The organism is Streptomyces sp. NPDC048349 (assembly GCF_040651925.1).
GTDB lineage: Bacteria > Actinomycetota > Actinomycetes > Streptomycetales > Streptomycetaceae > Streptomyces.
Genome location: NZ_JBEZLA010000001.1, coordinates 240,552 through 265,593 on the forward strand (window position 1 = coordinate 240,552; position 25,042 = coordinate 265,593).

The following is a 25,042-nucleotide window of genomic DNA, read 5'->3' on the forward strand; positions in this document are numbered from 1 at the left end:
CGACCTAGGCCTGGCGGCGGACCTCCACCACGCGGAAGCGGTTGGAGACGAAGGCTCCGTCGCACAGGGCCGCGTTGGCCGCCGGGTTGCCGCCCGAGCCGTGGAAGTCCGAGAACGCCGCGGTCTGGTTGACGTACACCCCGCCGGTCAGGTTCAGCGAGAGCTGCGCGGACTCCTCCAGGCAGACCTCCTCGATCGCCCGTTCGGTGTCGGCGGACGTCGTGTACGCGCCCACCGTCATCGCGCCCTTCTCCCGCACCGTGCGGCGCAGGAGCTCCAGTGCGTCGGCCGTGGAGTCCACGGCCACCGCGAAGGAGACCGGGCCGAAGCACTCGGAAAGGTAGGCCGCCTCCGGGTCGGGCTTCGACGCGTCCAGCTTGACCATCACCGGGGTGCGGACCACCGCGTCCGGGAACTCCGGGTTGACGACCTCGCGCGAGGCCAGCGCGACCTCGCCCAGCCCGGCCGCCGCCTCCAGCCGCGCCTTGACGTCCGGGTTGACCAGGGCGCCGAGCAGGGCATTGGCCCGCGCGTCGTCGCCCAGCAGGCCGCCGACCGAGGCGGCGAGGTCGGCGACGACCTCGTCGTAGGTCTTGTGACCGGCGTCCGTGGCGATGCCGTCGCGCGGGATCAGCAGGTTCTGCGGGGTGGTGCACATCTGGCCGCTGTAGAGGGAGAGGGAGAACGCGAGGTTCGCCAGCATGCCCTTGTAGTCGTCCGTGGAGTCCACGACCACCGTGTTGACGCCGGCCTTCTCGGTGTAGACCTGCGCCTGGCGGGCGTTGGCCTCCAGCCAGTCGCCGAACTCCGTGGAGCCGGTGTAGTCGATCAGCTTGATCTCGGGGCGCAGCGCGAGGGTCTTGGCGATGCCCTCGCCCGGCCGCTCCACCGCCAGTGCCACCAGGTTCGGGTCGAATCCGGTCTCGGTGAGGACCTCACGGGCCACCTGGACCGTGAGGGCCAGCGGGAGCACGGCCCGGGGGTGCGGCTTGACCAGCACCGCGTTTCCGGTGGCCAGGGAGGCGAACAGGCCCGGGTAGCCGTTCCAGGTGGGGAAGGTGTTGCAGCCGATCATCAGGGAGATGCCGCGCGGCACCGCCGTGAAGGTCTTGCCGAGGTCCAGCGGGTCGCGCTTGCCCTGCGGCTTCGACCAGTCGGCCTGCCCCGGGACCCGGGTCTGCTCCTCGTACGCGTAGGCCACGGCCTCCAGACCGCGGTCCTGTGCGTGCGGTCCGCCCGCCTGGAACGCCATCATGAAGGCCTGGCCGCTGGTGTGCATGACCGCGTGCGCGAATTCGTGCGTCCGCGCGCCGATCCGGGAGAGGATCTCGATGCAGACCAGGGCGCGCGCCTCGGGTCCCGCGTCGCGCCAGGCGGCCATGCCCGCCTTCATCGCGGGCAGCAGGACGTCCGGGTCCACGTGCGGGTACTCGACGCCGAGCTCCGGACCGTACGGGGAGACCTCGCCGCCCGCCCAGCCGTCGGTGCCGGGCTGCCCCAGGTCGAGCCGGGTGCCGCGGACGGCCTCGAAGGCGGCGAGCCCGTCGGCCGGGGCGGTTTCGCCGTACGCCTTGGGGTGTTCGGGGTGCGGGGACCAGTAGGCGCGGCTGTGGATCGCCGACAGGGCCTGGTCCAGAGTGGGCCGGTGCTTGGCGGACAGCTGGGGGACGGTGAGCTCGGCGGCCATCAGGGACCAACTCCTCGTTGAGCCGGGCGAAGGAGAGCAGACTGGAGTTAGAGTAACCGAACGATCGGTCGGGACAAGAGGGCCCGGCAGACCTGTGGATAAGTCGGTGCGGGAGGATCAGGACATGACAGCAATCGAGCGGTCCCGCACTGTGGTGGTCGTCGGCGCGGGCACCATGGGCCAGGGCATCGCCCAGGTCGCCCTTCTCGCAGGTCACCGCGTGCTGATCTACGACATCAACGCGTCCCTCGCCGCCGACGGCGTCGGCATGGTCCAGGACCGGGTCGAGCGGATGGCCGCCAAGGGCCGCCTGGATCGTGCCGAGGCCGAGGACGCGATCGGCCGAATCGCTGCGGCGGGCGCCCTCGCGGACCTCGCCGGGGCCGCCCTCGTCATCGAAGCGGTGGTCGAGAACGTCACCGTCAAGCAGACGCTCTTCGCCGCACTCGAAGAGGTGGTGGCGCCGGACGCGCTGCTGGCCACCAACACCTCCTCCCTCTCCGTGACCGAGCTCGCCGCCGGCCTCGCGCACCCCGGCCGCTTCCTCGGCCTGCACTTCTTCAACCCGGCCCCGCTGCTCCCGCTCGTCGAGGTGATCAGCGGTTTCGCGACCGACCCGGCCGCCGCCGAGCGTGCGTACCGCACCGTCCTCGGCTGGGGGAAGACGCCGGTCCGCTGCGCCGACACCCCCGGGTTCATCGTCAACCGGATCGCCCGCCCCTTCTACGCCGAGGCCTTCTCGGTGTACGAGGAGCAGGGCGCCGACCCGGCCACCATCGACGCCGTGCTCCGGGAGAGCGGCGGCTTCAAGATGGGCCCGTTCCAGCTGACCGACCTGATCGGCCAGGACGTGAACGAGGCCGTGACCCGCTCGGTGTGGGAGTCCTTCTTCCGCAGCCCCAAGTTCACCCCCTCGCTCGCGCAGCGCCGGCTGGTGCAGTCGGGCCGCCTCGGCCGCAAGACGGGGCACGGCTGGTTCCCGTACGGCCCGGACGCCACCGTTCCGGAGCCGCACACCGCCGCCCCCGAGGAGGCCCCGGCCAAGGTCACCGTGGTCGGCGACCTCGGGCCCGCGGCCGAGCTGGCCGACCTGCTGGAGGAGGCCGGGATCGCGGTCAGTTCCACCGAGCACGGGGGGCCGTACATCCAGCTGCCGGGCGAGGGCCAGCTGGTGCTGGCGGACGGCAAGACCTCCGTGGAGTTCGCGGACGTCGTCTACTTCGACCTCGCGCTCGACTACCGGGGGGCCACCCGCATCGCGCTCTCCGCCAGCGAGGACACGACGGAGCGGACCCTCGCCGAGGCCGTCGGGCTGTTCCAGAAGCTGGGCAAGAAGGTCTCCGTCATCGGCGACGTCCCCGGCATGATCGTCGCCCGGACGGTCGCGATGCTGATCGACCTGACGGCCGACGCCGTCGCCCGCGGCGCGGCCACCGCAGAGGACATCGACACGGCGATGCGGCTCGGCGTCAACTACCCGCTGGGGCCCGCCGAATGGCACGACCGGCTGGGCCGCGACTGGGCCTACGACCTGCTGCACCACCTCGACGAGCGCTGCCCGGGCGGTCGGTACGCGCCGTCGCTGGCGCTGTTCAGGCTGGGCTACGCCGCCGGGGAAGACGACGAGACGGGGGAGAGCGCATGACGACGGCGAAACGGGACACCTACACCCCCGAGACGCTGCTGTCCGTCGCCGTCCAGGTCTTCAACGAGCGCGGCTACGACGGCACCTCGATGGAGCACCTGTCCAAGGCGGCGGGCATCTCCAAGTCCTCGATCTACCACCACGTGACGGGCAAGGAGGAGCTGCTGCGCCGGGCCGTGAGCCGCGCCCTCGACGGGCTCTTCGCGGTCCTGGAGGAGCCCGGCGCGGTACGGGGCCGGGCCGTCGAGCGCGTCGAGTACGTCACGCGCCGCACGGTGGAGGTGCTCGTCGGCGAGCTGCCGTACGTGACCCTGTTGCTGCGCGTGCGCGGCAACACCCGGACCGAGCGCTGGGCCCTGGAGCGCCGCCGCGAGTTCGACCACCAGGTCGCGGACCTCCTCAAGGCCGCCGCCGCCGAGGGGGACCTGCGGGCCGACGTGGACATCCGGCTCGCCACCCGCCTGCTCTTCGGCATGGTGAACTCCCTCGTCGAGTGGTACCGCCCGCACCAGGGCACGGGGCCGGACCAGCTCGCCGACGCGGTGGTGCACATGGCTCTGGACGGGCTGCGGACAGTGCGCTGACCTTCGGGGACCCCCCTCCGGCGGACCGCCGTGCCCTCTGTACCCTGAGCGGGATTTCGGTCTTGAGCGCGTTCAAAAGACGTCTTCCGGGCCATCGCACCGAACGAAAATGGGGGGACCGGTGCACCGTCGCCGTCTCGTGGTTCCAGCCGCCGCAATCGTCGCGGCCGTCGTTGGTTTTGTGCCGGGCACGGCCCAGGCCGCGGATCCGTCCGCGCCGGGCGCCCACCGGGTCACCAAGCCGTCCGACCTCGCCAAGCCGTCCGACCTCGCCAAGCCGGGGACGTCTCCCTTCAAGACGTTCACCAGTGGCGCCCACAAGTCCACCCGGAAGGGTGCCTCCGCCGTGGCCGCGGCGGAAGGCGCCGCCCTGGGCAATCCGGACCTGGAGGTCGCTCTGAGCGCCACCAACACCGGCGCGCACTCGCTCCAGCTGGAGGCGAACGTCACGAGCGCCGACGCCTCGCTCGAGGTCAGCGTCTCCTGGGGCGACGGGAGCGCGGTGGAGCGGTTCACCGCCTCCGGCTCCACCTTCCTGATGCCGACGCACGACTACGCGGAGGTCGGCGAGTACACGATCAAGGTCGGTGTGAACGACGCCGCCAACAAGGCGTACGTCGAGAACGAGCTCGTGGTCGTGACGACGGGCTCCGAGTTCACGCCGCACGAGCCCATGCGTCTGCTGGACACCCGGGAGGGCTTCCGCGCGCCGAAGGCCAAGGTCGCGCCGTACACCAGTGCCCGCGTGCAGGCCGGCGGCTACGGCATGATCCCGGCCGACGTACAGGCCGTGGTCCTCAACGTCACCGTCACCAACACCACCAGTGCCGGGCACATCACCGCCTACGGCTCGGGCGGCGAGCGGCCGAACGCGTCGAACATCAACTTCGAGGCCGGCCAGACCGTCCCGAACCTGGTCGTCGTACCGGTCGGCGAGGACGGCTCGGTGGACCTCTACAACAGCGGCTGGGAGTCGGTCGACCTGATCGCCGACATCACCGGCTACTTCAAGCAGTCCGCGGCCAGCGGCTACACGCCGGTGGCCCCGGCCCGCTTCGTCGACACCCGCGAGGGCATCGGCACCGTCAAGGGCCAGGTCCCCGGCCAGACGAGCTTCGGCACGCAGATCAGCGGTCTGCGCGGGGTGCCGCAGGGAGTCAAGGCGGTGGCGCTGAACGTGACCGTGACCGGCCCGAAGGAGGCCGGCCACCTGATCGTCTACCCGAGCGGTGGGCGGATCCCGGTCGCGTCGAACGTGAACTTCACCGCCGGCCAGACCGTCGCCAACTCGGTGATCGTCCCGGTCGGCCCCGACGGTTCCATCAACATCCGCAACAGCTCCTGGGCCGGAGCCGACGTCGTGGTGGACGTCGTCGGCTACTACAGCCCCGACAGCACGGGTGCCTACATGCCGCTGTGGCCGATGCGCTGGCTGGACACGCGCAACCCCGAGGGCACGATCAGCGAGATCCGCGGATCGATCCCCGGCCGCGGCTACCTCCCCGTGCCGTTCTTCTCCGGCGAGCCCGCCGTCACCGCGTACGTGCTGAACACCACCGTCACCAACACGGCCGGCGCCGGCTTCCTCTCGGTCGCACCGGACCCGAACTCGCCCGAGCAGTACGAGAAGGGCACCGCGCTCCCGCCGGCGCGGCCCGGCGCCTCGGCCCTGAACTGGACGAAGGGCAGGACCGTCGCGAACCTGGTCCAGGCGACCTCGGGCCCCCACGCCGTCGTCGACTTCTGGAACCAGGGCTGGGAGAAGGCCGACCTCGTGGTCGACATCTCCGGCTACTACGAGAACCCGCTGCCGCAGTCGTAGGCATCGCCGGTCGTAGGCATCGCCGCGCACAGCGCCCCGGGGAGGCCCTCCAGGCCCTTCCCGGGGCGCTTTCGCGTCCGCCCGCCCTTCACTCCTCGGTGAGCGCCGGGGGCCCGGACGGGCCGGGGCCCGTGTCCAGCAGATCCGTTTCCTCGAACACCAGCAGGGTGCGCGTGGAGAGCACTTCCGGGATGGACTGCAGGCGGGTCAGGACCAGCTCGCGCAGGGTGCGGTTGTCCGGGGTGTGGACCAGCAGCAGGACGTCGAAATCCCCGCTGACCAGGGCGATGTGCGCGGCTCCGGGGAGCTCGCGGAGCTTTTCGCGGACCGTCCGCCAGGAGTTCTGGACGATCTTCAGGGTGATGTAGGCGGAGGCGCCCTGGCCCGCCCGTTCGTGGTTGACGCGTGCCGTGAACCCCCGGATCACCCCGTCGTCGATGAGCCGGTTGATCCGGGCGTAGGCGTTGGCGCGGGAGACGTGGACCTGTTCGGCGACCGAGCGTATCGACGCGCGGCCGTCCGCCTGGAGCAGCCGCATGATCGACCGGTCGATCGGGTCGAGGGGGCGGGGCGGAACGGAAGGTACCGGTGGGGTCCCGGGGGCGCCCCCCGGGGGGACCGGTGCGGAACCCGCTCCGGCCATTTGTTCATCCGGCATTGCCCGATGCCTCCCTCTGCTGGACGTCCTGCATCCATCCCAGGCCCCCGACGCCAGTTTGTCCACAGCCTGGAGCCGCCTGTAGCCAAATTGCGCGGACAACCGAACAATCGGTAGGTGAGGCGCCTCACACCCGAGCCGTCGCCCTGCCCGCTTCCCACGAGGAGGTGTACGCCGCCATGACGGTCCAAGAGCTGCCCGGTGCCGGTGCGTCCCACCGTCCCACCCCGCCGCCCGCCTGGAGGCCCCGTACGGACGCCGCTCCGCTGCTCCCGGACGCCGAGCCCTACCGGGTCCTCGGCACGCCGGCGGCGGACCGGCTGGACCCCGCGCTGATGCGCCGCTGCTACGCCGAGCTGGTGCGCGGCCGCCGCTACAACGCGCAGGCCACCGCGCTGACGAAGCAGGGGCGGCTCGCCGTCTACCCGTCGACCGTGGGCCAGGAGGCCTGCGAGATCGCGGCAGCCATGGTCCTCGAGGAGCAGGACTGGCTCTTCCCGAGCTACCGCGACACCCTCGCGGCCGTGGCGCGCGGACTGGACCCCGTCCAGGCGCTGACCCTGCTGCGCGGCGACTGGCACACCGGTTACGACCCGCGCGAGCACCGGATCGCCCCACTCTCCACCCCGCTCGCCACCCAGCTGCCGCACGCGGTGGGCCTGGCGCACGCGGCCCGGCTGCGCGGCGACGACGTCGTGGCCCTGGCCATGGTCGGCGACGGCGGCACCAGCGAGGGCGACTTCCACGAGGCCCTGAACTTCGCCGCCGTCTGGCAGGCGCCGGTGGTCTTCCTCGTGCAGAACAACGGCTTCGCCATATCCGTCCCGCTCGCCAAGCAGACCGCCGCGCCGACGCTGGCCCACAAGGCCGTGGGTTACGGGATGCCCGGCCGGCTGGTCGACGGCAACGACGTGGCCGCCATGCACGAGGTGCTGAGCGAGGCCGTCCGGCGGGCCCGGGCCGGCGGCGGTCCGACCCTGATCGAGGCCGTGACGTACCGGATGGAGGCCCACACGAACGCCGACGACGCCACCCGCTACCGCGGCGACGCCGAGGTCGAGGCCTGGAAGGCGCACGACCCGGTCGACCTGCTGGAGCGCGAGCTGACCGCGCGCGGGATCCTCGACGAGACGGGCATCCAGGAGGCGCGCGACGCGGCCGAGGCCATGGCCGCGTCCCTGCGCGAGGGGATGAACGCGGACCCGGTGCTGGACCCGATGGACCTCTTCGCGCACGTCTACGCGGAGCAGACCGGCCGGCTGCGCGAGCAGGCGGCCCAGTTGCGCGCCGAGCTGGACGCGGAGGGAGACGCATGACCACGGTGGCGGCGAAGACGGCGGCGTCGGGGGCCAAGCCCGCGACGATGGCCCAGGCCCTGACGCGCGCGATGCGCGACGCCATGGCCGAGGACCCGACGGTCCACGTCATGGGCGAGGACGTCGGCACGCTGGGCGGGGTCTTCCGGATCACGGACGGGCTCGCGAAGGAGTTCGGCGAGGACCGCTGCACGGACACCCCGCTCGCCGAGGCCGGGATCCTGGGCGCGGCGGTCGGCATGGCCATGTACGGGCTGCGGCCGGTCGTCGAGATGCAGTTCGACGCGTTCGCGTACCCGGCCTTCGAGCAGCTGATCTCGCACGTGGCGAAGATGCGCAACCGCACCCGGGGAGCGATGCCGCTGCCGATCACGATCCGCGTCCCGTACGGCGGCGGGATCGGCGGGGTGGAGCACCACTGCGACTCCTCCGAGGCGTACTACCTGGCCACGCCCGGTCTGCACGTGGTGACCCCGGCGACGGTCGAGGACGCGTACGGGCTGCTGCGCGCGTCCATCGCGAGCGACGACCCGGTGGTCTTCCTGGAGCCCAAGCGGCTCTACTGGTCGAAGGCCGACTGGTCGCCGCAGGCTCCGGCCGCGGTGCCGGGCATCGGCAAGGCCCTGGTCCGGCGGACGGGCACGAGCGCCACGCTGATCACCTACGGGCCTTCGCTGCCGGTGTGCCTGGAGGCGGCCGAGGCGGCGCGCGAGGAGGGCTGGGACCTGGAGGTCGTGGACCTGCGCTCGCTGGTCCCCTTCGACGAGGACACGGTCGTGGAGTCGGTACGCCGGACCGGGCGCGCGGTGGTGGTCCACGAGGCCGCCGGCTTCGGCGGGCCGGGCGCCGAGATCGCCGCCCGGGTCACGGAGCGCTGCTTCCACCACCTGGAGGCGCCGGTGCTGCGGGTGACGGGCTTCGACATCCCGTACCCGCCGCCGATGCTGGAGAAGCACCACCTGCCGGGAGTGGACCGGATCCTGGACGCCGTCGCGCGCCTGCAGTGGGAGAACTGATGCCGCAGGTCATGGAATTCAAGCTGCCGGATCTCGGTGAGGGGCTGACCGAGGCCGAGATCGTGCGGTGGCTGGTGGCGGTGGGCGATGTCGTCGCCATCGACCAGCCGGTCGTCGAGGTCGAGACGGCCAAGGCGATGGTGGAAGTGCCCTGCCCGTACGGCGGCGTGGTCACCGCCCGTTTCGGGGAGGAGGGGCAGGAGCTCCCTGTCGGGGCACCGCTGATCACCGTGGCGGTGGGTGTGGCGTCGCTCCCCGAGTCCCCGGCGGCCGAAGCCGAAGGCTCCGGCAACGTGCCCCGGCCCCTGATCGGTTACGGCACGGACCACTCGCGCCCGGCGCGTCGGCGACGGGTGCGACCCGTCACCGCCGAGGTCTCGGCGCAGGTCGTCACCGCGCCGATCACCCTGCCGGCCGCGGCGCCCGTGGCGGCCGCCGCGGCCGGGCCGGTCCCGGTGATCTCGCCGCTGGTGCGCAAGCTGGCCAAGGACCACGGGGTCGACCTGCGCGCGCTGCGCGGGTCCGGGCCCGAGGGCCTGATCCTGCGGGCGGACGTCGAGGCGGCACTGGCCGCGCGGCGGGCCCCCGAACCGGCCCCCGTCGCGGCCGGGGCCGTCGGCGGTGCCGTGGCGGTACAGGGCGAGCGGATCCCGCTCAAGGGCGTGCGCGGGGCGGTCGCCGAGAAGCTGTCGCGCAGCCGCCGGGAGATCCCGGACGCCACCTGCTGGGTCGATGCCGACGCCACCGAGCTGATGGCCGCCCGGGCCGCGATGAACGCCGCGGGCGGACCCAAGATCTCGGTGCTCGCGCTGCTGGCACGGATCTGCACGGCCGCACTGGCCCGGTACCCGGAGCTCAACTCCACCGTGGACCTCGCGGCCAAGGAGATCGTCCGGCTCCCGTCGGTCCACCTGGGCTTCGCCGCGCAGACCGAACGGGGCCTGGTGGTCCCGGTGGTCCGGGACGCGCACAACCGCAACCCCGAGTCCCTGTCGGCGGAGTTCGCCCGCCTGACCGAGCTGGCCCGGGCGGGAAAGCTGGCCCCGTCCGACCTGACGGGCGGCACCTTCACCCTGAACAACTACGGGGTGTTCGGGGTCGACGGTTCCACGCCGATCATCAACCACCCCGAGGCGGCCATGCTCGGCGTCGGCCGGATCATCGCGAAGCCGTGGGTGCACCAGGGCGAGCTGGCGGTGCGGCAGGTGGTCCAGCTGTCGCTGACGTTCGACCACCGGGTCTGCGACGGCGGCACGGCGGGCGGCTTCCTGCGCTACGTCGCCGACTGCGTCGAATCCCCGGCGGTCCTGCTGCGGAGCCTGTAACCCGGCAGCGTCCTCACACGCCGGCGGGGCCGGTAGGTCCGGCCCCGCGGCGTGTGAGGCGCGGTCACGCCGTGAGCAGGAGCTTGCCGACGTGGTCGCCCGACTCCAGGACCCGGTGGGCTTCGGCCGCCTGCGGCATCGGGTACGAGGCGTGGACCACCGGACGGACCCGTCCCGCGGCAACCAGCGGCCACACGTGCTCCCGCACCGCCGCGATGATCGCCGCCTTCTCCTCCAGGGGACGCGTCCGCAGCGAGGTGCCGGTGATCGCCGCCCGCTTGGACAGCAGCGCGCCGAGGTTCAGCTCGGCCTTGACCCCGCCCTGGAGGCCGATGACCGCCAGGCGGCCGTTCACGGCGAGGGCGTCCACGTTCCGGGACAGGTACTTGGCGCCCATGATGTCCAGGATCACGTCCGCGCCGGCTCCGCCCGTGGCCGCCCGCAGCTCGGCCACGAAGTCCTGCTCGCGGTAGTCGATCAGGACGTCGGCGCCCAGCTCCTTGCAGCGGGCCAGCTTCTGCGGTCCGCCGGCCGTCACCGCGACCGTCGCGCCCACCGCCTTCGCCAGCTGGACGGCCATCGTGCCGATCCCGCTGGCCCCGCCGTGCACCAGGAGGGTCTCGCCGGGCCGCAGGCCCGCCACCATGAACACGTTGGACCACACGGTCGCCACGACCTCGGGCAGCGCGGCCGCCGTGACCAGGTCCACGCCCGCCGGGACGGGCAGGAGCTGGCCCACCGGCACGGCGACCTTCTGCGCGTACCCGCCGCCCGCCAGCAGGGCGCACACCTCGTCGCCCACCGACCAGCCGGACACCCCCGGTCCGATCGCCGAGATCCGCCCGGAGCACTCCAGGCCGGGGTGGCGCGAGGCGCCGGGCGGCGGATCGTAGAACCCCTGGCGTTGCAGGACGTCGGCGCGGTTCACGGCGCTCGCCGCGACCTCGACGAGGACCTCGCCCTCGCCCGCCACCGGATCGGGTACCTCGGTCCAGACGAGTGCCTCGGGGCCGCCGGGCTGCTCGATGGTGATCGCATGCATGGCCCGGAGGCTACGCGATCTACTCGGCGGAGGGCAGGGTCACCGGCGGTGAAGTCGGCGCCGCGCGGACAATGGTGATGAGACGGTCCGTCAGCTGGATCGGGCTCGCGTGCGGATCGTCGTACGCCAGCAGCCGGTGCCCGCGCAGCACGCTCACCACCAGGTCGTCCGTCTCGCGCACCGACTTGCCGGCCTCGGACCGGTTGGCGGGCCGTTCGATGAGGTCGAGGCCGCTGCCCTGCTGGATCAGGTCCTCCATCACGGTGCCCGCGCTCGGGCTGAGGACGGACAGGCCCAGCAGCCGGCCCGCTGCGCTCGCGCTCGTGATGACCGCGTCCGCGCCCGACTGGCGCAGCAGCGGCGCGTTCTCCTCCTCGCGCACCGCCGCGACGATCTTCGCGCCACGGTTGAGCTGCCGCGCCGTCAGCGTGACCAGGACCGCCGTGTCGTCGCGCTGGGTGGCGATGATGATCTGACGGGCCTTTTGGAGCTCGGCCCGCAGCAGGACGTCGGAGCGGGTGGCATCGCCGACCACGCCCGTGAAGCCCTCCGCGTTGGCCATGTCGATCACCTTGGCGCTCGGGTCGACGACGACGACCTGGTCCCTGCGCAGGCCGGTGGCCAGCAGTGTCTGCAGGGCCGAACGGCCCTTGGTGCCGAAGCCGACCACCACCGTGTGCTCACGCAAGTTCTTCCTCCAACGGCTCAGCCGCCACTCTTCCCTCGTCCGCTCGGTGAGGACTTCCAGGGTGGTTCCGACCAGGATGATCAGGAACAGGATGCGCAGCGGGGTGATCAGCAGGACGTTCACCAGCCGCGCGCTGTCGCTGTAGGGGACGATGTCGCCGTAGCCGGTCGTCGAGAGCGTCACGGTCGCGTAGTAGACGCAGTCGAGGAAGTCGACCTTCTCGTTGGCGTTGTCGTGGTAGCCCTCGCGGTCGAGCCACACGATCAGGACCGTGAGGCAGAGCACGAAGAGGGCCATCAACAGGCGTCTGGTGACCTGCCGCAGGGGCTTCTCGACGACCCGCGTGGGGAGTTTGATGCGCCGGGAGACGAGTTTCTCGTCGGCGCCCCGGGCCATGGCGTCGTCACCGTGCAGTTTCACGTGAAACATCCTCCGGAGGCCCAGGGAAGATCGAGGATCTCCAGCTCCTGCCCGGACCGCGCGCCGTGCGGCGGTACGACGGCCAGCGCGTCGGCGGCCGCCACGCCGCGCAGCATCGCGGGACCGTTGTAGCGCAGCGGCTGCGCGTGCTCGCCGCTCAGCAGGACCGGGACCAGCCGGGTGTCGTGCGGGTGGCCCGGTACGTCGCCCTGGACCGCGGCCGTGTAGCGGGGCCGCGGGCGGCGGCCGGCGAGGGCGCGCAGCAGCGGTTCGGCCAGCGTGAGCAGCCCGGAGACGGCGGCGAGGGGGTTGCCGGGCAGCCCGACCACGTGCCGGCCACCGGCCCGGTCGCCGATCCTGGCCAGCAGCATCGGGTGGCCGGGGCGTACCGCGACGCCGTCGACGAGGAGTTCGGCTCCGGCCCGGTGCAGGACGGGGTGCACGTGGTCGACGGGCCCGGAGGCGGTGCCGCCGGTGGTGAGGACGACATCGGCCCCGGAGGTGGTGACGGCCTCGAAGAGGGCTTCGGCTCCGGCCGGGTCGTCGCCGAGCCGCCGTGTACCGAGGACCTCGGCGCCGAGGCGGGTGAGCCAGGGGCCGAGCATGGGGCTCAGTGCGTCCCGGATCAGCCCGTCGTGCGGGAGGCCCTCGGTGAGGAGCTCGTCGCCGAGCACCAGGATCTCCACGCGCGGGCGGGGCCGGGTGGTCAGCTCGTCGTACCCGGCGGCCGAGGCGAGGCCCAGCACGGCGGGGGTGACGAGCGATCCGGCGGGCAGCAGCAGGTCGCCGGAGCGGCACTCCTGGCCGCGCGGGCGGATGTCCTGGCCGGTGAGGACGCGCCGGTCCGCAAAGAGCTGGGTGCCGCTCTCGTGGCAGTGTTCGGTGCGGATGACGGCGGTGGTGTCGGCGGGGATCCGGGCGCCCGTGGCGATCCGTACGGCCTCGCCGTCCGCGAGGGGTCCGGGCCGCTCGGAGCCGGCCAGTACCCCCTCGCCGGCGCGGACGCTCCACGGGCCGGGACCGGCGACGGCCCAGCCGTCCATGGCTGAGGTGTCGAAGGACGGCAGATCGGTCAGGGCGTCCAGGGGCGCGGCCAGCACCTCGCCGAGGGCGTCCGCGAGGGGGACCCGGTGGGTGCGGGCGCGCACGCCGTCACCGGCGCGGGCGGCGGTGTCCCGGGCCCGGGGCCAGGGGTGGGCGCGGTGGCCGCCGCCGGCGCCGGCGCCGCCGCCACCGTGCGGGGTGCGGCTGACCAGGGCCAGGGCCTCGTCGAGGGCCTGTTCGGCGGAGTTCGCGGGGGTCATCCTGAGCCGTTCTCGCGGGGGGCGTCGGGGGAGTCGGCGGCCTTTGCCTCGGCGGCCCAGCGCAGCGCCAGGCCGGCGGCCTTGCGGGAGGCTTCGGCGACGGCCAGGGCGGGGTCGGCCCCGGCGGCCTCGGCCCGCGCCGCCGCGTAGCCGACCAGGAAGGTGGTCAGCGGTGCGGCGGGCCGGTCGACGCCGTGGGCGGCGTCACGGGCGAGGTCGAGCAGGGTTTTGACGTCGACGGGGAGGTCGATGCCGAGCTCGGTCTTGACGGCGGTGATCCATTGGTCCAGCACGGTTCCATGCTCCCTGATCCGGGCGCGGGCGGCGGCGAGATCGTCCCAGGTGTCGCAGTCGAAGGAGGCGAACGGCGGCGCCGCGACCCGGGTGAGGTCGAGTTCGGCGGTGAGCGCGCGCAGCGGGAGCCCGGCGAGGCTGCCGTGTTCGGTGGCGAGGAGGGCCAGCTCGCGGCGGAGCGGCTCGCCGCGGTAGGCGGCGATGAGCGGCTGGTCCCGGCCGTCCGGGTCGCGCAGCAGGGCGCCCTCGTGGCCGGACCCGGGGCGGGGGCCGGTGCCGGGCTGGTGCCCGCCCGCGTGCGCGCCGGTCGCGGTCAGCAGGGCGCGTACGGTCTCCCGGTCCAGGAAGGGCAGGTCCGCGGAGAGGACGAGGACCAGTTCGGCGGTGGTCTGCCGCAGTCCGGCGTCCAGCGCGGCCACGGGGCCGCCGCCGGGCGGATCCTCCCTGGTCCAGCGGACCGGGCGGGCGGTGGGGCGGCGGCCGCCGACCACGATGGTGGCGGCCGCGTCGGCGCACGCGTCGAGGACGCGGTCGAGGAGGGGGCGGCCGCCGACGCTCAGCGCGGGCTTGTCCGCCCCGCCGAGGCGCTGCGCGGCGCCGCCGGCCAGCACGATGGCGTCGTAGCTCATGCCCCAGAGTATGCGTGGGCCGTGTCCCCCGCGGGGAGCCCCGTCCACCTGCGGCTCATGTGCCGGCCGGGGTCCGCGGCCCGGGATCGCGGCCCGGGCTCCGCCCCGGGCCCCGCGCCGCGAACGCCGGCGGGGCCGCAAGGGCCGGCCCCGCCGTGCGTACTGCTGGAGGTAACGGGCTAGAGGTACGGGCCGGAGCGGATCGCCCCGTGGTGGCCGTCATCGTCGTCGTCGGTGGGGGCGCCGGGCGGCAGGGCGCGGCGCATCTGTTCGAGCTGGGCCCGCGCCGCCATCTGCTGCGCGAACAGGGCCGTCTGGATGCCGTGGAAGAGGCCCTCCAGCCAGCCCACCAACTGCGCCTGGGCGATGCGCAGTTCCGCTTCCGAGGGAATGGCTTCCTCGGTGAACGGGAGGGACAGGCGCTCCAGTTCCTCCACGAGCTCCGGGGCCAGGCCGTCCTCCAGCTCCTTCACCGAGGCGGCATGGATGTCCTTGAGCCGGACCCGGCTCGCCTCGTCGAGAGGCGCGGCACGTACCTCTTCCAGGAGTTGCTTGATCATGCTGCCGATCCGCATGACCTTGGCGGGCTGTTCGACCATCTCCGTCACCGGGACCTCGCGCGACTCGTCATCGGCGCCGCCGACCGTCATCCCGTCCTGTCCCACGATCAGGACGTGCGGGGGACTGTCCTGCGACCGTTCACTCCTCGGCATCTCCATGCCGACATTCTCTCGCACACCTTCGTACTCACACGGTGTGCCCCCGTACGGGCGTGATCCACCCTGTACGGAGGCACCGTGTCACCGTGCGTGCTACCCGGCGGCGCGTCGCGCGAGCGCCCCGCCCGAGCGGGTCACCAGCGCCGCCAGCAGCCCCGCGCCCAGCGGTACGAGGACGATCAGCGCGCCCAGGGTCTCCCAGGGCACGGCGATCGGGACGTACGCCCCGGCCTCGTCCGTGCCGATGTTCCCCAGGGCGATGCCGTTCTCGTAGAGGCGCTCCATGTCCTGCCGCTCGAGGAGCCGCAGGCCGACGGCGGGCAGCACCCCGGCCGCCGTGCCCAGGACGACGCCCATCAGGGCCACGACCGCGCACTGCAGGCCGCTGAGCGTCCGCCGGACGCGCGGGGCCGCGCCGACCGCGGCCAGGGTCTTCAGATCGGCCTCGGCGTCGGCCTGGGCGAGGCCGGTGGCGATACCGGCCGCGCCGACGGTGACCAGGCCCGCGAAGACGGTCAGCAGGAGCAGGACGAGGTCGTTGTCGCCCTGGTAACCCGCCTCGACCTCCACGGAGGCGTCCACACCCATCCGGTCGAGCATGCCGTCCAGGCGCTGCCGCTGCTCCGTCGACGCCGTCTGCTCGAGGGCGAAGTACGAGCCGAACGGGGCGGTCGCAAGCCCTGCCTTCTCGGCCGTCCGGGGCGGCAGGACCAGCTTGAGGCCGTAGCCCTCGACACCGTCGGGCACCTGGTGGGCGGCCAGGACCTTGTCCTCGCCCGGCGGGTCCTCGTTGCGCGACCTCGCGCTCTCGGCCTTCTCCTGGTCGGTGATCAGGCGGATGGTGACCTTGCCGTCCTTGACGTTGCGCTTGTCGAAGGAGACCGCCGTGCCCGCCTTCAGGGCGGACACCGCACCCGGGTCGGTGACCGCCAGGACGGCCAGCAGCTTCTCGTCGGCGACGACCGTGTCGTTCGCCTTGCCGAACCGCGGCTCCGCGCACCGCCAGTCGTTGCGCAGTTCGCGGGCCTGCTGCGGGGTGAAGGACGCCGGCCCGTTGGGGGCCTCGTAGAGCGGGCAGCGCTGCTCCTTGGGCGTCAGGAGCTCGGCCCGTCCACAGCCCAGCTCCATGGTGTAGCCGTCGCAGCCGGGCCTGCCGGCCACGAGCCGCTCCACGTCCGCCCGTACGGCCAGCGGGAACTCCTTGGCGAGGGCGTCGCGTACGGCGGGCACGTCCTTGTGGTCGACGTTGTCGTTGATGCTCACCATGCCCGAGCCGTACGGGTAGGAGGCGACGTACTCGTGCCGGTTCTGCAGGTCCCGGCTGTGTTCGTAGGTGGCGACCGCGACGGTGCCGGCGACGGCGGCCAGTACGGCGGCCACGGCCGGCGCCGTACGCCCCCGGTTGCGCACGGCGTCGCGCAGGGCGAGGCGGGGGGACAGCGGGAGCCATCGCCCGAGCCGCCCGAACAGGCCGACCAGGACCGGAGTGAGGGCGACGATGCCGAGCTCGGCGAGGGCGCTGCCGCCGGCCACGACGGTGGAGCCGGTCTTCGAGGCGGTGCCGAGCAGGGCGATCGCGGCGCCGCCCGCGACGGCGAGCAGGCCGAGGACGGGCAGGACCCGGTTGGCGCGGCGGACCCCGCGGCGGCCCGTCAGCGAGGCCAGCACGGTCTGCCGGGACGCGGTGACGGCCGGGACGATCGCGGACAGCAGGCCGGTCAGGACGGCGAGCAGGGCGATGGCGGCCAGCTCCAGCGGCCGTACCTCGAAGCCGCCGAAGCGCTCGCCGAGGAACTCCTCCAGCACCGGCCGCAGTCCGAGGGTCAGGGCCACCCCGATGGCGGTGCCGATGACGGCGGCCGCGGCGCCGATGACCAGGCCGCCGGAGAGCACGATGGAGCGGATGTGCCGCCGGTCGCCGCCGTTGGCCCCGACCAGCCCGAGCTGGCGGCGCGAGCGGCGGGCGCCCACGGCGAAGGCCGGTCCGGCGAGCAGGCAGATCTCCAGCATGGCGAGGCCGACGACGGTGGCCAGCACGGCCAGTTCGGTGGCGCGGCTGCTCCCGGAGAAGGTGAACTCCTCCTTGGGCTGCTGCTGGTAGAGCGGCACCTCGGAGTCGGGCGGCGGGTCGAGCATTACGGCGCGGGACAGGACGGTCATGCCCTTGGTGTTGGCCGCCTTGACCATGTTCCACGTGAAACCGTCGCCGCCGACCGCGACGAGGTAGGAGTCCCGGATCCGCACCCCGGTGACGCCGGAGGCCTGCAAGGCCGTGTCGAGCGGGCCGAGCAGGGTCCCCGGCGGGGCGATGAGCTCGTCCTTCTTGAGGTCGGAGGGCAGCTCGTAGGCGCCCACGATCTTGTACGAGGCGGTGGCGCCGCGCGGGGTGACCGAGGAGCCGACGAACCGGCCGGAGTGCTCGAGGAAGGCGTTGGTGGCGATGACCTCGCCCGCGCCCTCGGGGAGCCGGCCGCGGTCGAGGGTGATCAGGCCGGCCGTCACCGGGTCGTGCACGTCGAGTTCGCGGAGCTCGATGCCGAGCACTCCGTGGGCGGTGTGCACCTTGGCGTAGGCGTGGCTGTCCTTGACGGACCGCCCGCCCTGCGGGATCGCCGAGGCGGCCGCCTGCGGGTCCGCGTCCTTCCCGCGCGGCGGCGGCGTGTAGGCGTCGAAGCCCCCGACGGGTGCGTAGCCGGTGCCCGTCGGCTCCTGGTAGAGGGGCGCGCCCAGGTGCGCGGCGTCCATCCGCGCGTCGGCGGCGCCCAGTTCCCGGGTCAGTTTCTGTTCCACGGTCAGCTGGCCGCTGCGGAAGGTCAGGTCGGCGGCGCTCACCCCCACGATGGGCAGGGCGATCATCGACAGGACGAGGGCGCTGCGGCCCTTGGCGCGCCAGGCGTCGCGACGGGCGATGCGCAGCGCCGCGACCCACGCGTGGTACCGGCCTTGGAGCGGACGGGTCACTGGCCCGCCGCCTGCCCCGAGAGGAGGGAGTCGGCGCGGCTGCGCAGGGTCTCGTCGACCACGCTGCCGTCGCGCAGGAAGACCACCCGGTCCGCCCAGGCCGCGAACCGCGGTTCGTGGGTGACCAGGATCCCGGCCGCGCCCGCGTCGCAGCGCGAGCGCAGCAGGGCGAGCACGGACTCGCCGGTCTCGGAGTCCAGGGCGCCGGTGGGCTCGTCGGCGAGGACCAGGCGGCGGTCGCCGACGAGGGCGCGGGCGATGGCCACGCGCTGCTGCTGGCCGCCGGACATCTCGTCGGGGAAGCGGTCGGCGAGGGAGCCCAGTCCCATCTCCTCCAGTGCGGCGAGGGCCGAGGTGCGGGCCTTGCGGGCGGAGACACCGTCGAGTTCACGGGGCAGGGCCACGTTCTCGGCGGCGGTGAGGGCCGGGATCAGGTTGTAGTCCTGGAAGACGTACCCGATGCTGCGCCGGCGCAGGGCGGCCAGCTGCTTGCGGCTCGCCGTGGTGAGGTCGGTGCCCTCGACGACGACCCGGCCGCTGCTCGGGGTGTCGAGTCCGCCGGCCAGGGTGAGCAGAGTGGACTTGCCGGAGCCGGACGGGCCCATGACGGCGACGAGTTCGCCGGGGAACACCGAGAGGTCGATGCCGCGCAGGGCGTGTACCTCGGTGGCGCCGCTGCCGTGGGTGCGTACGAGCCGGTCCAACTGCAGGACGGGCTGCTGGGGCTGGTGCTGGTCGGGCATGAAGGGTCCCCCCTGGGACGGTGGTTCAGCTCCGCCGCGTGCGGGCGGTGCGGGGCCGGTCGGTGGTGGTCGGGGCGGGAGCCTCGGCTCCCGCGGCGGCCTGCGGTGGCACGGGCTCGGCGGCTCCACCGTCGGCCGGCCGGGAGAGCCGGACGAGCCGGGCTTCGCAGTGGTCGAGCCAGCGCGCCTCGGCCTCGGTCTGGAAGATCAGCTGTTCCAGCACCAGCAGCCAGGCCACGTCGTCGCGTTCGCGCGACTGTCCGCTTTCGACGGCGGCGAGAGCCGTGGCCTTGAGCCGGGTGTAGTCCTGCATCGCCTTGATCGTGGCGTGCCGCTGGGACTGGATGACGGCGCGGATGTCCACGCCGGGGGCGCCCACGGCCATGGCGAGCTTGATGGACAGCTCGTCGCGGGGCGGGTGGGCGCGGTCGACGGGCCGGCCGTACCACTGGTGCAGTTCGGCGCGTCCGTCGTCGGTGATGGCGTAGAGGGTGTGGCCCGCGGCGTCCTCGCCGCCGGGGGCGACCAGTCCGTCGCGTTCCAGGCGGGCGAGGGTGGTGTACACCTGCCCGACGTTGAGCGGCCAGGTGGAGCCGGTGCGGGATTCGAACTCGGTGCGCAGCTGGGAGCCGTACCGAGGGCCCCGTTCCAGCAGGGCGAGAAGCCCGTGACGGATCGACATACCGAGTATGTATACCGAGTATGTCCACCTCCGGCAACCATCTCAGGTCCTACGCCGGAAGGGGGACGCCGCCCTAAAGGCCCTTGCGCAGCCGCATGCCGAGATAGCCCAGACCCAGCCCCATCAGCGCGAATCCGGTGCCCAGCGGCAGTATGTGGGCGGCCAGGTCGGCGGCCCGCTCGTTCGGTCCGGTGCCCAGGGCGCCGACCGTCGCGGGCGGCGGGGTCGCCGCGGCCCGCGGCGGTTCGGGGGGTTCGGGGCGGGGCCGTACGGGGGGCAGGGGGCGGGAGGCCACCAGCATCTCCGGATTGGCGGGCTCGGTGACGGGCCTGCCGGGGTGCGGCCGGCCGGCTCCGGCGGCGCTGCCGGCCAGCCCGTCGCGGGGGCCGTCGGGCGGGTCCGCGGCCTCCGCCGGAAGCGGGCCCCGGGCGCGCGGCGCCCCGGCGGCCGGAGCGGCGGCGGGGGCGGCGGCGGCCGGGGCGGCGGCGGGGGCGGCGGCGGCCGGGGCGGCGGCGCGGGCGGCGGGGGCGGCGGCCGGGGCGAGCGTGACGCGGGGGGAGAGGACGAGGGCGAGGGGCACGGCCCGTGCGGCGGCGGGGGCCGGTGCGAGGGCCCGGGCGTGTGCGGGGGCGGCGGAGGAGAGCGTGGCGGCGGCCAGCGCGGCACAGGCGAGCCAGCGCGGCGGGCGGAAGCCTTGGATCACGGGGTGCCCCTCCCGTCCCGAGCAGCCAGGATGTCTCGCTCAGGGTTGCATAGCGGGGCAAAGCCGGCATCCCGGGCCCCTCGTCAGGGTGCCCGGGATGCCGGTGTGTCGCGCGGGGGCCAGGGGGCCCGCCGGTGGGGCGGGGTCAGCCCGGATTGCCGGTGGACACGGTCAGCGTGTACTCCGTGCCCTCCTTGTCGATCTTGTCGTCGGGCTGCGGGCTCTGTTCCAGCACCATGTCCTTGCCGTACACGGCCTCGTCCTTCTCGACGATCTTGTACTTGCCGCCGGAGGCCTGGATGCACTCCTTCACGGAGAGCAGGTTCTTGTAGCGCAGGTCCGGCGCCTGGTACTTGCCCGCCTCGCTGTAGTGCTTCGTGGGCTCCTTGCACTTCTTCGGGTCGATCGTGCGCGAGGGGTCGGGCCCCTTGAACCCGGGCTTGGCGGAGCCGGACGCCGCCGTCGAGGCCCCCGGCGAGGCCTCGTTGTCCTTCTTCTTGTCGTCGTCCATCGAGATCGCGGCGATCAGGCCGCCGACCGCCAGCAGGGCCACCGCGACGGCGCCCACGACCACCGGCATGTTCCGCTTGTCCCCGCCGGACCCGCTCGGGGCGCTCGTCGGGGAGATCGTGTACGGCGGCGGGGTCGGCGGCGCGTACTGCTGCTGCGGCGCGGGCGTGTGCGGGTAGGCGTAGCCGCCCTGGGCGTGCGCCTGGGGGGCGGGAGTCGGCGCGTACGGGGACGGCGCCGGGGTGTGCGGCGGCTGGTAGGGGTGCTGCACGGACTGCGGCGCGTGGTAGCCGGAGTCCACCGGCGGGAACACCGCGGAGGCCACGCCCGCGCCGCTGCCGCCGGTCGGGGCGCCCTGGATGATCACCGGAGCCCCGGTCTGCCCCGACCCCAGGACGCGCGCGACCTCGTCACCCATGGCCGCGGCCGTCGGGAAGCGCTCGTTCGGGTTCTTCTTCAGGGCCCGCGCCACCAGCGCGTCCATCGCCGGGGTCACCGAGCGGTTGATGGAGGACGGGGCGACCGGCTCCTCCTGCACGTGGGCGTACGCGATGGCCAGCGGCGAGTCGGCGTCGAACGGAATCCGCCCGGTCAGCAGCTGGAAGAGCATGATGCCGACGGAGTACAGGTCGGAGCGGGCGTCGACCCCGCGGCCCAGCGCCTGCTCGGGCGACAGGTACTGCGGGGTGCCGACCACCATGCCGGTCTGCGTCATCGAGGTGACCCCCGACTGCATGGCCCGCGCGATGCCGAAGTCCATCACCTTGACCACGCCGCGCTTGGTCATCATCACGTTGCCGGGCTTGATGTCGCGGTGGACCAGCCCCATCTCGTGGCTGGTCTCCAGCGCGGCCAGCACGTCGGCCGTCACCTTCAGCGCCTTGTCCGCCGGCATCGCCCCGTACTGCCGGATGTCCGCGTCGAGCACCGAGCCGAGCGGCCGGCCCTCCACGTACTCCATGACGATGTACGGCATCACGGTGCCGTCGCCCGCGCCGGAGCCGGCGAACGTCACCTCGCCCTCGCCGGTATCGAATACCGAGACGATGTTCGTGTGCGACAGTTTGGCTACAGCCTGGGCCTCGCGGCGGAAGCGCTCGCGGAAGGACGCCTCGCGCCCGAGGTCGCTGTGCAGCGTCTTGATGGCGACCTGCCGGTCGAGCGCCGAGTCGTACGCCAGGTACACGGAGGCCATGCCGCCCGCCCCCAGCAAGTCCCTTAGCTGGTAACGGCCACCGGCCAGAGAGCCGCCCGCGTACTGGCCCTGAGTGCCGTCCTGGCTCATGACTGTTGCTTCCCCTCGGGATGTGTCCCTACGCCTCTGGCTGAGCGCATGTCGCGCCCAGTCTGCCGGAGGGCAAGCACACGTCAAGCCAGGTACCCGTTCCGTGACCACATGGCCACGTCGGCCCTTGTCCGAACGGTGACCGGTTCCGAGGCTGTAGCGTTCATCGGAGCACCAGAGCAGAGGACACCGCTGAGCGGCGGCCGAGAGAGACGACGGCGAGGACTGATGGCACCCGAACCCGAGGGAAACGGCGCCGGGATGGCCGATGGTCCTGAGCACTGGGGCGCCGGCGGCCTGGTGGGGGACGGCCGTTACCGGCTGACGCACCGGCTCGGCCGCGGCGGCATGGCGGAGGTGTTCGCCGCCGAGGACGTGCGCCTGGGCCGCACCGTCGCGGTGAAGCTGCTCCGCGCCGACCTGGCCGAAGACCCGGTGTCCAAGGCCCGTTTCACGCGCGAGGCGCAGTCCGTGGCCGGGCTCAACCACCACGCCGTCGTCGCCGTGTACGACTCGGGCGAGGACCGGGTCGGCCCCAACACCGTCCCGTACATCGTGATGGAGCTCGTCGAGGGCCGCACCATCCGCGACCTGCTGATCAGCGCCGAGGCCCCGGGCCCCGAGCAGGCACTCATCATCACCTCGGGCGTGCTCGAGGCACTCGCGTACTCGCACCAGCACGGCATCGTGCACCGTGACATCAAACCGGCGAACGTCATCATCACGGACACCGGTGCGGTGAAGGTGATGGACTTCGGCATCGCCCGCGCCCTGCACGGCGTCCAGTCGACGATGACCCAGACCGGCATGGTCATGGGCACCCCGCAATACCTGTCGCCCGAGCAGGCCCTCGGCAAGGCCGTGGACCACCGCTCCGACCTGTACGCCACCGGCTGCCTGCTGTACGAACTGCTCGCGCTGCGGCCCCCCTTCACCGGTGAGACCCCGCTGTCGGTGGTCTACCAGCACGTCCAGGACGCCCCGGTGCCGCCCTCTCAGCTGCCGGAGGGCCGCCACATCCCGCAGGAGCTCGACGGCCTGGTCATGCGGTCGTTGGCCAAGGACCCGGACGACCGGTTCCAGAGCGCCGAGGAGATGCGCGGGCTGGTCCAGTACGCGCTCCAGATGCTGCACGACCAGGGGCCGAACACCGGCACCTGGAACACCGGCCCGGTCACCATGACCCTGCCGCACGGGCGGGGCGGGGCGGCGGCCACCGCCGCGATGCCCGTGGGCGGAAGCGGCGGGCAGCAGTACCCCGCCAACGCCTCGACCTCACAGTTCCACCAGCCGATGGTGCCGCCGCTGAACCCGGACGACGGCTCGGCCTTCCCGGGCGGCGGCAACGGCAACGGCCAGGGCGGCCGCGGCGGCGGCTACGACGGTTACGAGGACCGCGGCGCGAGCCGCTGGAAGATGTGGCTGTTCGCGGTGCTCGCGATCGTCGCGGTGGCGGCCGGCGTCGCCTACGCCGTCAGCTCGGTGGGCAAGAAGAACGAGGACAACGGTCCGACCACGCCCGTGACGAGTTCCTCCAGCCAGCAGAGCCCGTCCGGTACCCCGCCGACCACGCCGTCGCAGCAGACCCCGGACAACAGCCCCTCCTACAGCGAGCCGACGTTCACCGCGACCCGCAGCCGGGCGCCGAGCTACACCCCGTCCACGTCCCCCTCGGCGTCCCCCTCGACCTCGCCGTCGACGTCCCCGTCGGCCTCGAAGTCCCCGTCCTCCACGCCGTCGAAGACCCCGTCGGCGACGCCTTCGAAGCCCGTGGAGACGGGCGGCGGTCTCTTCGAGGAGTGACAGGCGCACGCGAAAGGGCCCGGCGGAATGAATTCCTCCGGGCCTGTTCGCGTATCAGAGCGCGTTCCGGTACTGCCGTTCCGGAGGGGCGGCGAGGAAGTGCGCGGTCACGAACTGCGGTTCGATCCGCATGGAGACCGGGTCGAAGACCGCTCTATCGACGAAATGCGGACCGGGTCCGAATGGCTCCGGTTCGGCGTGGGTCGGTTCGACGATCCGTGCGGTTCCGGTGCACCGGACCGACCACAAGCGGGGATCCCGGTCAGGCGCGCTTCTCGGCCTGCAGGCGGGCCACATAGGCGGCGGCCTGCGACCGGCGCTCCATGCCCAGCTTGGAGAGCAGGCTCGACACGTAGTTCTTGATCGTCTTCTCGGCCAGGTGCAGCCGCTCGCCGATGGCGCGGTTGGTCAGGCCCTCGCCGATCAGGTCGAGGATCTTGCGCTCCTGCTCCGTGAGGTTCGACAGCCGGTCGTCGCCCTTGCCGTTCTTGCCGTCGCGCAGCCGCTCCAGCACGCGCGCGGTGGCCACCGGGTCCAGCAGCGACTTGCCCGCCGCCACGTCCCGTACGGCGCTGAGCAGCTCATTGCCGCGGATCGCCTTGAGCACGTATCCCGAGGCACCGGCCATGATCGCGTCGAAGAGCGCCTCGTCGTCGGCGAACGAGGTCAGCATCAGGCACTTGATGTCCTCGTTCTGGGAGCGCACCTCGCGGCACACCTCCACCCCGCTCCCGTCGGGCAGGCGGACGTCGAGGACGGCGACGTCGGGGCGGGTGGCGGGAATACGGATCAGGGCGTCGGCCGCCGTGCCGGCCTCGCCGACGATCTCGATGTCCTGTTCGACCGACAACAGCTCGTGGACGCCCCGACGTACCACTTCGTGGTCGTCCAGGAGGAATACCTTGATTTTTCCGTCTTCGCGCACGAAGTCAGTTTCACACACTCACCCCTTCCCTGCCGGAGTTACCCGGGATAACGTGCCGTTGTTCCCGGCCCCTGCAAGGCTGTGACCAGTGGTTGTTCCCGCGTCGCCGGATTTACTTGGAAATCCAAGCAAAATCCCAGGTCAAACGGGGTTTCGCAGATATGCGGCGCACTGGGTAACGTGCATTGCGCAGGGCACTCGCCGGGGCACCTGTCACGCCTGAATCCCGTACACAGCGCGCACCCACCCCGTGCGCGGGTACAGGTTCAGGTGAGCCGCAC

The 25,042-nt window shown here is 72.9% G+C and carries 20 protein-coding genes; 7 read left to right on the forward strand and 13 right to left on the reverse strand.

Features of this window, described 5'->3' with window-relative positions:
* Nucleotides 1-4 precede the first annotated feature (4 nt).
* A complete protein-coding gene (paaN, locus tag AB0D44_RS01200; RefSeq protein WP_362582569.1) occupies nucleotides 5-1,687 on the reverse strand; it encodes a phenylacetic acid degradation protein PaaN in 1,683 nt (560 codons plus the stop codon).
* Nucleotides 1,688-1,811: 124 nt separating this feature from the next.
* Here paaN and AB0D44_RS01205 point away from each other — a divergent pair, with 124 nt between their 5' ends.
* From AB0D44_RS01205 to AB0D44_RS01215, 3 genes are all read left to right on the forward strand, one after another.
* Complete coding sequence (locus tag AB0D44_RS01205) at nucleotides 1,812-3,332, forward strand: 3-hydroxyacyl-CoA dehydrogenase (RefSeq protein ID WP_362582572.1); 1,521 nt, start codon at nucleotides 1,812-1,814, stop codon at nucleotides 3,330-3,332.
* A complete protein-coding gene (locus AB0D44_RS01210) occupies nucleotides 3,329-3,916 on the forward strand; it encodes a TetR/AcrR family transcriptional regulator (protein WP_362582575.1) in 588 nt (195 codons plus the stop codon). The genes AB0D44_RS01205 and AB0D44_RS01210 overlap by 4 nt, the downstream gene beginning before the upstream one ends.
* 181 nt (nucleotides 3,917-4,097) lie before the next feature.
* The gene (locus AB0D44_RS01215; RefSeq protein ID WP_362582578.1) at nucleotides 4,098-5,738 is read left to right on the forward strand and encodes a PKD domain-containing protein; all 1,641 of its coding nucleotides are present in this window, start codon (nucleotides 4,098-4,100) and stop codon (nucleotides 5,736-5,738) included.
* Nucleotides 5,739-5,826: 88 nt separating this feature from the next.
* Here AB0D44_RS01215 and AB0D44_RS01220 read toward each other — a convergent pair whose 3' ends face one another.
* Nucleotides 5,827-6,381, reverse strand: coding sequence for an Lrp/AsnC family transcriptional regulator (locus tag AB0D44_RS01220; protein WP_362582856.1), 555 nt, complete (start codon nucleotides 6,379-6,381; stop codon nucleotides 5,827-5,829).
* Nucleotides 6,382-6,575: 194 nt separating this feature from the next.
* Between AB0D44_RS01220 and pdhA the strand changes: the two genes are divergently transcribed.
* Genes pdhA through AB0D44_RS01235 form a run of 3 tightly spaced genes read left to right on the forward strand, consistent with a single transcriptional unit; the run spans nucleotide 6,576 to nucleotide 10,053 of the window.
* Nucleotides 6,576-7,712: a pyruvate dehydrogenase (acetyl-transferring) E1 component subunit alpha gene (pdhA, locus tag AB0D44_RS01225; RefSeq protein WP_362582581.1), complete on the forward strand. Its 1,137-nt coding sequence runs from the start codon at nucleotides 6,576-6,578 to the stop codon at nucleotides 7,710-7,712.
* Nucleotides 7,709-8,728, forward strand: a complete 1,020-nt coding sequence (locus AB0D44_RS01230) for an alpha-ketoacid dehydrogenase subunit beta (protein ID WP_362582584.1) — start codon at nucleotides 7,709-7,711, stop codon at nucleotides 8,726-8,728. The genes pdhA and AB0D44_RS01230 overlap by 4 nt, the downstream gene beginning before the upstream one ends.
* Nucleotides 8,728-10,053: a dihydrolipoamide acetyltransferase family protein gene (locus AB0D44_RS01235; RefSeq protein WP_362582587.1), complete on the forward strand. Its 1,326-nt coding sequence runs from the start codon at nucleotides 8,728-8,730 to the stop codon at nucleotides 10,051-10,053. The genes AB0D44_RS01230 and AB0D44_RS01235 overlap by 1 nt, the downstream gene beginning before the upstream one ends.
* Nucleotides 10,054-10,117: 64 nt before the next feature.
* Here the strand turns inward: AB0D44_RS01235 and AB0D44_RS01240 are convergent, their stop codons facing one another.
* The 10 genes from AB0D44_RS01240 to AB0D44_RS01285 all read right to left on the reverse strand — a co-directional run bounded on the left by AB0D44_RS01240 (nucleotide 10,118) and on the right by AB0D44_RS01285 (nucleotide 22,033).
* The gene (locus tag AB0D44_RS01240) at nucleotides 10,118-11,095 is read right to left on the reverse strand and encodes an NAD(P)H-quinone oxidoreductase (RefSeq protein ID WP_362582590.1); all 978 of its coding nucleotides are present in this window, start codon (nucleotides 11,093-11,095) and stop codon (nucleotides 10,118-10,120) included.
* 19 nt (nucleotides 11,096-11,114) lie between these two features.
* The gene (locus AB0D44_RS01245) at nucleotides 11,115-12,212 is read right to left on the reverse strand and encodes a potassium channel family protein (RefSeq protein WP_362582593.1); all 1,098 of its coding nucleotides are present in this window, start codon (nucleotides 12,210-12,212) and stop codon (nucleotides 11,115-11,117) included.
* Nucleotides 12,200-13,507 (reverse strand): molybdopterin molybdotransferase MoeA, encoded by a 1,308-nt coding sequence (locus AB0D44_RS01250; RefSeq protein WP_362582596.1) that lies wholly within the window; start codon nucleotides 13,505-13,507, stop codon nucleotides 12,200-12,202. Before AB0D44_RS01250 ends, AB0D44_RS01245 begins: the two co-directional genes overlap by 13 nt.
* Entirely contained in the window at nucleotides 13,504-14,430 is a 927-nt protein-coding gene (locus AB0D44_RS01255; RefSeq protein ID WP_362582599.1) for an NTP transferase domain-containing protein, read from the reverse strand. The genes AB0D44_RS01250 and AB0D44_RS01255 overlap by 4 nt, the downstream gene beginning before the upstream one ends.
* Before the next feature lie 179 nt (nucleotides 14,431-14,609).
* The gene (locus tag AB0D44_RS01260; RefSeq protein ID WP_362582602.1) at nucleotides 14,610-15,149 is read right to left on the reverse strand and encodes a bacterial proteasome activator family protein; all 540 of its coding nucleotides are present in this window, start codon (nucleotides 15,147-15,149) and stop codon (nucleotides 14,610-14,612) included.
* Nucleotides 15,150-15,242: 93 nt separating this feature from the next.
* Complete coding sequence (locus AB0D44_RS01265; protein ID WP_362582859.1) at nucleotides 15,243-18,005, reverse strand: FtsX-like permease family protein; 2,763 nt, start codon at nucleotides 18,003-18,005, stop codon at nucleotides 15,243-15,245.
* Between the two features lie 101 nt (nucleotides 18,006-18,106).
* Nucleotides 18,107-18,853 (reverse strand): ABC transporter ATP-binding protein, encoded by a 747-nt coding sequence (locus AB0D44_RS01270; protein ID WP_362582605.1) that lies wholly within the window; start codon nucleotides 18,851-18,853, stop codon nucleotides 18,107-18,109.
* A 25-nt stretch (nucleotides 18,854-18,878) separates the two neighbouring features.
* Nucleotides 18,879-19,535 (reverse strand): PadR family transcriptional regulator, encoded by a 657-nt coding sequence (locus tag AB0D44_RS01275; RefSeq protein WP_362582608.1) that lies wholly within the window; start codon nucleotides 19,533-19,535, stop codon nucleotides 18,879-18,881.
* A gap of 73 nt (nucleotides 19,536-19,608) precedes the next feature.
* Nucleotides 19,609-20,238 (reverse strand): hypothetical protein, encoded by a 630-nt coding sequence (locus tag AB0D44_RS01280; protein WP_362582611.1) that lies wholly within the window; start codon nucleotides 20,236-20,238, stop codon nucleotides 19,609-19,611.
* A gap of 145 nt (nucleotides 20,239-20,383) precedes the next feature.
* Entirely contained in the window at nucleotides 20,384-22,033 is a 1,650-nt protein-coding gene (locus AB0D44_RS01285) for a protein kinase (RefSeq protein WP_362582614.1), read from the reverse strand.
* Between the two features lie 261 nt (nucleotides 22,034-22,294).
* Here AB0D44_RS01285 and AB0D44_RS01290 point away from each other — a divergent pair, with 261 nt between their 5' ends.
* On the forward strand, nucleotides 22,295-23,836 hold the full coding sequence (locus tag AB0D44_RS01290; RefSeq protein WP_362582617.1) for a protein kinase: 1,542 nt from the start codon (nucleotides 22,295-22,297) through the stop codon (nucleotides 23,834-23,836).
* A gap of 262 nt (nucleotides 23,837-24,098) precedes the next feature.
* Here the strand turns inward: AB0D44_RS01290 and AB0D44_RS01295 are convergent, their stop codons facing one another.
* Complete coding sequence (locus tag AB0D44_RS01295) at nucleotides 24,099-24,761, reverse strand: response regulator transcription factor (protein WP_362582620.1); 663 nt, start codon at nucleotides 24,759-24,761, stop codon at nucleotides 24,099-24,101.
* Nucleotides 24,762-25,042: the final 281 nt, after the last annotated feature.

Excerpts from the sequence above, each read along its gene's own strand:
- pdhA (WP_362582581.1), top strand. The coding sequence starts at position 6,576 with ATGACGGTCCAAGAGCTGCCCGGTGCCGGTGCGTCCCACCGTCCCACC.
- AB0D44_RS01265 (WP_362582859.1), bottom strand. The coding sequence starts at position 18,005 with ATGATCGCCCTGCCCATCGTGGGGGTGAGCGCCGCCGACCTGACCTTC.
- AB0D44_RS01210 (WP_362582575.1), top strand. The coding sequence starts at position 3,329 with ATGACGACGGCGAAACGGGACACCTACACCCCCGAGACGCTGCTGTCC.
- AB0D44_RS01260 (WP_362582602.1), bottom strand. The coding sequence starts at position 15,149 with ATGGAGATGCCGAGGAGTGAACGGTCGCAGGACAGTCCCCCGCACGTC.
- AB0D44_RS01250 (WP_362582596.1), bottom strand. The coding sequence starts at position 13,507 with ATGACCCCCGCGAACTCCGCCGAACAGGCCCTCGACGAGGCCCTGGCC.
- AB0D44_RS01220 (WP_362582856.1), bottom strand. The coding sequence starts at position 6,381 with ATGGCCGGAGCGGGTTCCGCACCGGTCCCCCCGGGGGGCGCCCCCGGG.
- AB0D44_RS01270 (WP_362582605.1), bottom strand. The coding sequence starts at position 18,853 with ATGCCCGACCAGCACCAGCCCCAGCAGCCCGTCCTGCAGTTGGACCGG.
- AB0D44_RS01205 (WP_362582572.1), top strand. The coding sequence starts at position 1,812 with ATGACAGCAATCGAGCGGTCCCGCACTGTGGTGGTCGTCGGCGCGGGC.
- AB0D44_RS01255 (WP_362582599.1), bottom strand. The coding sequence starts at position 14,430 with ATGAGCTACGACGCCATCGTGCTGGCCGGCGGCGCCGCGCAGCGCCTC.
- AB0D44_RS01245 (WP_362582593.1), bottom strand. The coding sequence starts at position 12,212 with ATGTTTCACGTGAAACTGCACGGTGACGACGCCATGGCCCGGGGCGCC.
- AB0D44_RS01235 (WP_362582587.1), top strand. The coding sequence starts at position 8,728 with ATGCCGCAGGTCATGGAATTCAAGCTGCCGGATCTCGGTGAGGGGCTG.
- AB0D44_RS01285 (WP_362582614.1), bottom strand. The coding sequence starts at position 22,033 with ATGAGCCAGGACGGCACTCAGGGCCAGTACGCGGGCGGCTCTCTGGCC.
- AB0D44_RS01290 (WP_362582617.1), top strand. The coding sequence starts at position 22,295 with ATGGCCGATGGTCCTGAGCACTGGGGCGCCGGCGGCCTGGTGGGGGAC.
- AB0D44_RS01275 (WP_362582608.1), bottom strand. The coding sequence starts at position 19,535 with ATGTCGATCCGTCACGGGCTTCTCGCCCTGCTGGAACGGGGCCCTCGG.
- AB0D44_RS01240 (WP_362582590.1), bottom strand. The coding sequence starts at position 11,095 with ATGCATGCGATCACCATCGAGCAGCCCGGCGGCCCCGAGGCACTCGTC.
- AB0D44_RS01230 (WP_362582584.1), top strand. The coding sequence starts at position 7,709 with ATGACCACGGTGGCGGCGAAGACGGCGGCGTCGGGGGCCAAGCCCGCG.
- paaN (WP_362582569.1), bottom strand. The coding sequence starts at position 1,687 with ATGGCCGCCGAGCTCACCGTCCCCCAGCTGTCCGCCAAGCACCGGCCC.